This is a genomic window from Sphingomonas sp. FW306-1B-B10E (assembly GCF_058782005.1).
Map to the genome: position 1 here is coordinate 55,480 of NZ_JBYSXG010000023.1, position 7,071 is coordinate 62,550.

Below are 7,071 nucleotides of genomic sequence, written 5' to 3' on the forward strand. Positions count from 1 at the left end.
GGCGGGGGCCCAGTCGCAAGCGCTTTAGACGGCGCTACTCCCTATCGCCTTCACCGAAGCTGGGCCCCGGCCTTCGCCGGGGAACAAGGGTAATATCCCCTCCCTGCAAGCAGGGAGGGGGTAGGGCTTACCGCGCCAGATCGTAGCGGTCGGCGTTCATCACCTTGGTCCAGGCCGCGACGAAATCGCGGACGAACTTGCCGCTGGCATCGTCGCAGGCATAGACCTCCGCAATCGCGCGGAGCTGGGAGTTCGAGCCGAACACAAGATCGGTGCGCGACGCGGTCCATTTCTCGGTGTCCGAGCCGCGGTCGCTGCCGACGAATTCCTCGTCGCTATCCTCGGACACCTGCTTCCACGCGGTGCCCATGTCGAGCAGGTTGACGAAGAAGTCGTTGGTCAGCTGGCCGAGCCGATCGGTGAACTGGCCGTGCTTGCCCGCCTTCGCGTGGCTGGCGCCGAGCACGCGCAGCCCGCCCACGAGCACGGTCATTTCAGGCGCCGAGAGATTGAGCAATTGGGCGCGGTCGACGAGCAGCTCCTCGGTGGGCACGTTGAACTTGACCCCGAGATAGTTGCGGAAGCCGTCGGCGCGCGGTTCGAGCGGGCCAAAGCTGTCGACATCGGTCCATTCCTGGGTCGCATCGCCGCGCCCCGAAGTGAAGGGCACGCTGACGTCATGCCCCGCCGCCTTGGCCGCCTGCTCGACGCCGAGATTGCCGCCGAGCACGATCAGGTCGGCGATGCTGACATTGCCCCCGAAGCTTGCCTTGATGTCCTCATAGACCGCGAGGACCTTGGCGAGCTCGGCCGGCTCGTTGGCTTCCCAGTCCTTTTGCGGGGCGAGGCGGATGCGCGCGCCATTGGCTCCGCCGCGCTTGTCCGAATTGCGGAAGGTCGAGGCCGACGCCCAGGCGGTCTTGACGAGCTGCTGGACGGTGAGGCCGGAGCCGGCGATCTTGTCCTTGAGCGTCGCGGCATCGCCATCGCTGAGCGGAGTGCCGGCGGGGATCGGATCCTGCCAGATCAGGTCCTCGGTCGGCGCCTCCGGCCCGAGATAGCGAGTCTTGGGCCCCATGTCGCGGTGGGTCAGCTTGAACCAGGCGCGGGCGAAGGCATCGGCGAAGTACGCGGGGTCGGCGCGGAACTTCTCGAGAATCTTGCGATAGTCGGCATCGTCCTTGAACGCCTTGTCGGCGGTGGTCATCATCGTCGGGACCTTCTTGCCCGGCGTGTGCGCGGCCGGGGCGAGAGTCTCTTCGGGATTGCCCACCGGGTGCCATTGCTGCACGCCCGCCGGACTCTTTTCGAGCTCATAGTCGTGGTCGAGCAGCATGTCGAAATAGGTCATGTCCCACTTGGTCGGCGTCGGGGTCCATGCGCCCTCGATCCCCGAGGTGATCGTGTGATCGCCCATCCCGGTCTCGTGGGTCGAGGCCCAGCCGAGGCCCATCTGGGCGATGTCGGCGCCCTCTGGCTCGCGCCCGACCTTGGAGGCGTCGCCCGCGCCATGCGCCTTGCCGAAGGTGTGGCCGCCGGCGGTGAGCGCGGCGGTCTCCTCGTCGTTCATCGCCATGTTGGAGAAGGTCTTGCGCAGGTCACGCGCCGATCCCTTGGTGTCGGGATTGCCGCCGGGACCCTCGGGATTGACGTAGATCAGGCCCATCTGGATCGCGGCGAGCGGCTCTTCGAGCGCCATGCCGGCTTCCTCGTCGATGCGGGTCTTGTTGTCGGCATGGCCGACCCAATTCTCCTCGGTGCCCCAGTAGATGTCGCGTTCGGGCTCGAAAATGTCCTCGCGGCCGCCGGAGAAGCCGAAGGTCGGCCCGCCCATCGATTCGATCGCGACATTGCCGGTCAGGATGAACAGGTCGGCCCAACTGATTGCGGCGCCGTATTTCTTCTTGATCGGCCAGAGCAGCCGGCGCGCCTTATCGAGGTTGCCGTTGTCCGGCCATGAGTTCAGCGGGGCGAAGCGCTGCGACCCCGAGGACGAGCCGCCGCGGCCATCGCCGGTGCGATAGGTGCCCGCCGAGTGCCACGCCATGCGGATGAAGAACGGACCGTAATGCCCGTAATCGGCCGGCCACCAGGGCTGGCTGTCGGTCATCAGCGCAGTGAGGTCGGCCTTGAGCGCCTGATAGTCGATCTGGGAGAACGCCGCGCGATAGTCGAAATCGGGGTCGTGCGGGTCGGGCGAGACGCCGTTCTGCGTCAAGATCTCCAGGCTGAGCTGCTCGGGCCACCAGTCTCGATTGGTGCGGCCAAGCAGGCGGCGGAGCGCGGCGGGCTCCTTGCTGGGGTCGCTGAGCGGGCTGCCTGTGGTCGGTGCGTCCATGGCTCGAATCCTTCCTGCGGGGGTAAGTCGCAGGCAGGGTAGGTTCGGGCGACGGAAGGCGGAAACGATTAAAACCGCACAGTACGAACGCCAAAATAAATGACGCGTTGCAGCGTCAGCGCTTGTTCTTGGCGATCTTGAGGACGTAGCTGATCACTTCGGCGACCGCGGCATAATGCTCGACCGGGATCGGGTGGTCGAGTTCGGCCGAGGCGTAGAGCGCGCGGGCGAGGGGGCGGTTCTCGACCATCGGGATATTGTGCTCGCCGGCGATCTCGCGGATCTTGAGCGCGACATTGTCGACGCCCTTGGCGACCACCACCGGCGCATTCATCGCACCGTGATCGTATTGCAGCGCGATCGCATAGTGGGTCGGGTTGGTGATCACCACGCTCGCCTTGGGGACGTTCGCCATCATGCGGCCCTTGGCGCGCTGCATCTGGAGCTGGCGGATCTTGCCCTTGATCTTGGGATCGCCTTCGGACTGCTTATACTCGTCCTTGATCTCCTGCTTGGTCATCCGCATTTTTTTGAGAAAGGCAAAGCGCTGATAGGCGAAGTCGAACAGAGCGAGCGCGCCGACGAGCATCGCGATCGGCACGAGCATCGCCCAGACGATGTCGTTCGCCGCGGCGCCCATCGAGAACAGGTCGGCGCCGACCAATTGGTCGAGCGCGGCGGTGTGCGGCCAGGCGACATAGGCGCCGATGCCGACGACGAGGCACAATTTGGCGAGCGTCTTGACGAACTCGATCAGCGATTGCTTGCTGAACGTCCGCATGAACCCGGAGACCGGGTTGAGCTTGGACCATTTGGGCTTGATCCGGCTGGCCGACAGCATCGGCCGTCCCTGCAGGAAACCGCCGAGCAGCGCGAAGCCGAACAAGGCTGCGAGGATCGGGGTGAGCGTGGTGAAGATCGTGCTGAACAGCCCGGTGGCGAAGTCCTGCCCGCCCTCGGGCGTGAGACGGAAATCGTCGGCGCTGCCCCATAGCCGCACGAACAGCGATCCCATCCGCTGCATCGTGTAGGTGCCGAGGCCTCCCATCACGACCAAGGCCGCGACGAACATCGCCGCGTGCTTCATCTCGGGCGCCATCGGCACTTCGCCGCGTTCGCGGGCGTCCTCGAGCTTCTTGTCGGTTGGCGATTCTGTCTTGTCTTCCTGGTCCGAGCCGCCCGACATCACCAGCCTCCCTGCATCGCGTCGCCCATCTGGGTGGCGAAGACGGTGAGCATGGTGCCGGCGGTGGCGGCGAACAGGCTGAGCCCGAGCAGCAGGTTGAGCGGCTGGGCGATGAAGAAGACCTGGATCGCGGGGGCGACGCGGGCGGACAGGCCGAGCGCGACGTTGAAGACGATGCCGTAGACGATCAGCGGCGCGGCGAGGCTGATGCCGAGCGTCATCGACCGGCCGATCGCGGCGATGGCGAGCTGGGCGAAGTCCTGCATGGGCGGCAATCCGCCGATCGGGAAGCTGTCATAGCTGTGGATGATCGCGCCGAGCCAGAGGTGGTGGACCTGCATGCCCATGCACACGAGCGCGGCGGCGATGCCGACGAACTTGGAGAGCATCGGTGCCGAGCTCGCCTGGACGGGATCGAAGATCACCGCGGAGGACAGGCCGACCTGAAGGCTGACCATCGATCCGGCCATCGAAATCGCGAAGAACAGGATCTTGACGATCATGCCCATCGCCAGCCCGGTCATCAATTCGGTGATGAGCACCGCGGGGAGGACGGCGCCGTGCTGGAGCGCGACGCGCGCCGGCTCGCCGAGCGCGCCGTAGAGCGCCGCGGACAAAGCGAAGGCGATCATCAGCCGGATGCGGCCGGGGATCGAATCCTCGCCGAACACCGGCAGCAGCATCAGCACCGCGCCCACCCGGGCGAACACGATGAAGAAGGCCGCGACCTGCAGCTCGAGATCGGGCGGAAGCGCGATCATCCGGTGATGATCAGGTCGCTGATCTTGGCCATGAAGCCGGAGAGCGCCTGGCCCATGGTCGGCAGCATCAGCAGGAACACCACGCCCATCGCGAGCAGCTTCGGCACGAAGGTGAGCGTGGTCTCCTGGATCTGGGTCAGCGCCTGGAGCAGGCCGATGACCGTGCCGACGATCAGCGACGTCAGCAGCAGCGGGCCCACCACGGTGAGCACGAGCAGCAAAGCCGCCTCGACGAGCTGGATGACCTCACTCGGCGTCATGCGTCAGATCTGCATCCGCATGATGTCGGTATAGGCGCTGACGACGCGGTCGCGCACGGCGACCATCGTGTCGAGCGCAGTCTCGGCGGCGCCGATCGCAGTGACGACGTCGATCAGATCGCCCTTGCCGGCGACCTGCATCGCCGAAGCATGCTCGGCGGCGCGCAGCTGGCCCGCGGTGCCGGTGACGAGATTCTCGACCATCGAGCCGAAGCCGCCGGCCTCGTCGGTCTTGCCGACCGACGGCTTGCCGAGGGCGCTGCCGATCCCTGCGACCTTGCCATAGGCAGAAGTCGCATCAAGTGCTCCAATGGACATGGATTTTCCTCTTACTTGAGAAGGTCGATGGTGCGCATCGTCAGGCTCTTGGCGGCCTCGATGGCATTGAGATTGGCCTCATAGCTGCGCTGCGCGGCCTTCATGTCGGCGCTCTCGACGAGGCCGTTGACGTTGGGCTTGAGCACATAGCCGTCCTTGTCCGCGGCCGGGTGGCCGGGCTGGTAGACGCGGGTGAAGTCCGACTTGTCGCCTTCGATCGACTGGACCTTGACGCCGGTGGCGCCGGTGGCGCGATCGACCTCGGCCTTGAAGCTGGCGACGCGGCGGCGATAGGGATCGCCACCCGGCGTCTGCGCGACGGAATCCTGGTTGGCCAGGTTCTCCGCGATCACGCGCATCCGGAGCGACTGGGCGCGAAGCCCCGAAGCCGAGACGCCGAGCGATGCCTTCAAGTCCATTTGGTCGAGCTCCACAGCGGCCAGAGCGGCCGTTTCCCTCATAATAGGCAATTCTTGCCGGGGGTGGGTTCGGGATAGGGAAAAAACGTACCTAGGCAATTTTTGCCGGGTTGAGCGCCGGGGCCCGCGAAACGCTTCCTATAAGACAAGCAGAATAGCGAAGGCGCATTGCATGTCCGTACTCGACGAAATCATGATCGACATGTCGATCGTCCTCGGCTCGGCCGAGGTTCCGATCCGGCAGATGCTCAAGATGAGCCGCGGGGCGATGATCCCGCTCGATTGCGGGCAGGACGATCCGAGCCTGGTCTATGTCAATGGCGAGCTCGTCGCGCGCGGCCGCATCCTGGTCGACGGCGAGAACATGTCGCTCGAAATCTCCGAACTCGTGAAGAAGTCGCGCAACTGATGGACATCCTGTCGATGATGCGCACCCTGGGCGCGCTGGGCCTGGTGCTGGGCATGCTCGCTTTCGCCTTGTGGGCGGTGAAGCGCTACGACATCCAGCTTCCCGGCCGCGTCTCGGGCGCGGGGCGCAAGCGCGTCGAGCTGGTCGAACGGCTCGCGGTCGACGCCAAGCGCTCGGTTGCCTTGATCCGCCGCGACGGCTGCGAACATCTGATCCTGATCGGGCCCGAGGGCCATGTCACGCTCGAGACCGGCATCGTCGCCCCTGCGCCGGCGGCACCCGTGGCGCCGGCCGAGGCCGCGCCCGTTGCCAATCTGCAGGCCGACCTCGCCAGCTTCACGAGCAATTTCGGCAAGCTGGTCGACCTGTCTCGTGCCAAGATCGCCGCGGTGCGTGGCGCCAATGACGACGAGTGCGTCGAGGCGGAAGCCGAAGCCGAAGCCGAAGCCGACGAGGCCGTCGCCGAGATGGAAGCCGAAGCCGAAGCCGAGGTCGCCGACGCGGCGCCGGCCGCGAACGTCATCGAGATTTCCAAGGCCGCGCCGCGCAAGCGCACCCGCCGTCCGCGCGATACCAAGCGCTGGAACCGCGCCGCGGTGCGCGAGGCGCTCAATGCGTAAATTCCTGATCGCGGCCGGCGCCGCGCTCGTGCTGCTGCCGGTGGCGGCGCACGCGCAGGCGGCGGCCGGCGGCACCACGATCAATCTGGGCGGTGCCGCGGGCGCCGACGGCCAGCTTTCGGGCAAGGCCATCCAGATGGTGCTGATGCTGACCGTGCTCAGCCTCGCCCCCGGGCTGCTGATGACGGTCACGAGCTTCACGCGCATCGTGGTGGCGCTGTCGCTGCTGCGCACCGGCATCGGCGCGCCCGGCGTGCCGCCCAATCCGGTGATCATCAGCCTCGCCTTGTTCCTGTCGTTCTTCGTGATGGCGCCGACCTTCGAGAAGTCGTGGAACGAGGGGGTAGATCCCTATACCAAGGGCAAGATCACCGAGCAGGTCGCATTTCAGAAGACCGCCGAACCGTTTCGCGTGTTCATGCTGAGCCAGGTGCGCGACAGCGACCTCAAGCTGTTCGCCGATCTCGCCGAGAAGCAGATCCCGAGCCGTGCCGAGACGCCGCTGACCACGCTGGCGCCGGCATTCATGATCTCCGAGCTGCGCCGCGCGTTCGAGATCGGCTTTCTGCTGCTGCTGCCGTTCCTGGTGATCGACCTCGCGGTGGCCGCGGTGCTGATGGCGATGGGCATGATGATGCTGCCGCCACCGACGATATCCCTGCCGATGAAGATCATCTTCTTCGTGCTGGTCGACGGCTGGGCGCTGGTGGCAGGCTCGCTGGTCAAGAGCTTCGCGACGTAGCGGGGCTGGGGATTGGGG

The 7,071-nt window shown here is 66.0% G+C and carries 9 protein-coding genes; 3 read left to right on the forward strand and 6 right to left on the reverse strand.

Annotation, left to right across the window (positions count from 1 at the left end):
* Positions 1 to 127: 127 nt before the first annotated feature.
* The 6 genes from katG to flgC all read right to left on the reverse strand — a co-directional run bounded on the left by katG (position 128) and on the right by flgC (position 5,282).
* A complete protein-coding gene (gene katG / locus AC3WJI_RS11025; protein ID WP_492757315.1) occupies positions 128 to 2,338 on the reverse strand; it encodes a catalase/peroxidase HPI in 2,211 nt (736 codons plus the stop codon).
* Positions 2,339 to 2,453: 115 nt separating this feature from the next.
* On the reverse strand, positions 2,454 to 3,524 hold the full coding sequence (gene flhB / locus AC3WJI_RS11030) for a flagellar biosynthesis protein FlhB (RefSeq protein WP_492757316.1): 1,071 nt from the start codon (positions 3,522 to 3,524) through the stop codon (positions 2,454 to 2,456).
* Positions 3,524 to 4,285: a flagellar biosynthetic protein FliR gene (gene fliR / locus AC3WJI_RS11035; protein WP_492757317.1), complete on the reverse strand. Its 762-nt coding sequence runs from the start codon at positions 4,283 to 4,285 to the stop codon at positions 3,524 to 3,526. Before fliR ends, flhB begins: the two co-directional genes overlap by 1 nt.
* Positions 4,282 to 4,545 (reverse strand): flagellar biosynthetic protein FliQ, encoded by a 264-nt coding sequence (locus AC3WJI_RS11040; protein WP_492757318.1) that lies wholly within the window; start codon positions 4,543 to 4,545, stop codon positions 4,282 to 4,284. The genes fliR and AC3WJI_RS11040 overlap by 4 nt, the downstream gene beginning before the upstream one ends.
* A 3-nt stretch (positions 4,546 to 4,548) precedes the next feature.
* The gene (gene fliE / locus AC3WJI_RS11045; protein ID WP_492757319.1) at positions 4,549 to 4,863 is read right to left on the reverse strand and encodes a flagellar hook-basal body complex protein FliE; all 315 of its coding nucleotides are present in this window, start codon (positions 4,861 to 4,863) and stop codon (positions 4,549 to 4,551) included.
* 11 nt (positions 4,864 to 4,874) lie between these two features.
* Entirely contained in the window at positions 4,875 to 5,282 is a 408-nt protein-coding gene (gene flgC, locus AC3WJI_RS11050; RefSeq protein WP_492757320.1) for a flagellar basal body rod protein FlgC, read from the reverse strand.
* Positions 5,283 to 5,454: 172 nt separating this feature from the next.
* Between flgC and AC3WJI_RS11055 the strand changes: the two genes are divergently transcribed.
* From AC3WJI_RS11055 to fliP, 3 genes are read left to right on the forward strand one after another with little or no spacing between them, the layout of a single operon-like run.
* On the forward strand, positions 5,455 to 5,691 hold the full coding sequence (locus AC3WJI_RS11055; protein ID WP_492757321.1) for a FliM/FliN family flagellar motor switch protein: 237 nt from the start codon (positions 5,455 to 5,457) through the stop codon (positions 5,689 to 5,691).
* Positions 5,691 to 6,311, forward strand: coding sequence for a FliO/MopB family protein (locus AC3WJI_RS11060; RefSeq protein ID WP_492757322.1), 621 nt, complete (start codon positions 5,691 to 5,693; stop codon positions 6,309 to 6,311). Before AC3WJI_RS11055 ends, AC3WJI_RS11060 begins: the two co-directional genes overlap by 1 nt.
* Positions 6,304 to 7,053 (forward strand): flagellar type III secretion system pore protein FliP, encoded by a 750-nt coding sequence (fliP, locus tag AC3WJI_RS11065; RefSeq protein WP_492757323.1) that lies wholly within the window; start codon positions 6,304 to 6,306, stop codon positions 7,051 to 7,053. Before AC3WJI_RS11060 ends, fliP begins: the two co-directional genes overlap by 8 nt.
* Positions 7,054 to 7,071 lie beyond the last annotated feature (18 nt).

Bases quoted from the DNA above. Each gene is read 5' to 3' on its own strand.
- flgC (WP_492757320.1), bottom strand. From the start codon at position 5,282: ATGGACTTGAAGGCATCGCTCGGCGTCTCGGCTTCGGGGCTTCGCGCC.
- fliE (WP_492757319.1), bottom strand. From the start codon at position 4,863: ATGTCCATTGGAGCACTTGATGCGACTTCTGCCTATGGCAAGGTCGCA.
- AC3WJI_RS11060 (WP_492757322.1), top strand. From the start codon at position 5,691: ATGGACATCCTGTCGATGATGCGCACCCTGGGCGCGCTGGGCCTGGTG.
- AC3WJI_RS11055 (WP_492757321.1), top strand. From the start codon at position 5,455: ATGTCCGTACTCGACGAAATCATGATCGACATGTCGATCGTCCTCGGC.
- katG (WP_492757315.1), bottom strand. From the start codon at position 2,338: ATGGACGCACCGACCACAGGCAGCCCGCTCAGCGACCCCAGCAAGGAG.
- fliR (WP_492757317.1), bottom strand. From the start codon at position 4,285: ATGATCGCGCTTCCGCCCGATCTCGAGCTGCAGGTCGCGGCCTTCTTC.
- flhB (WP_492757316.1), bottom strand. From the start codon at position 3,524: ATGTCGGGCGGCTCGGACCAGGAAGACAAGACAGAATCGCCAACCGAC.
- AC3WJI_RS11040 (WP_492757318.1), bottom strand. From the start codon at position 4,545: ATGACGCCGAGTGAGGTCATCCAGCTCGTCGAGGCGGCTTTGCTGCTC.
- fliP (WP_492757323.1), top strand. From the start codon at position 6,304: ATGCGTAAATTCCTGATCGCGGCCGGCGCCGCGCTCGTGCTGCTGCCG.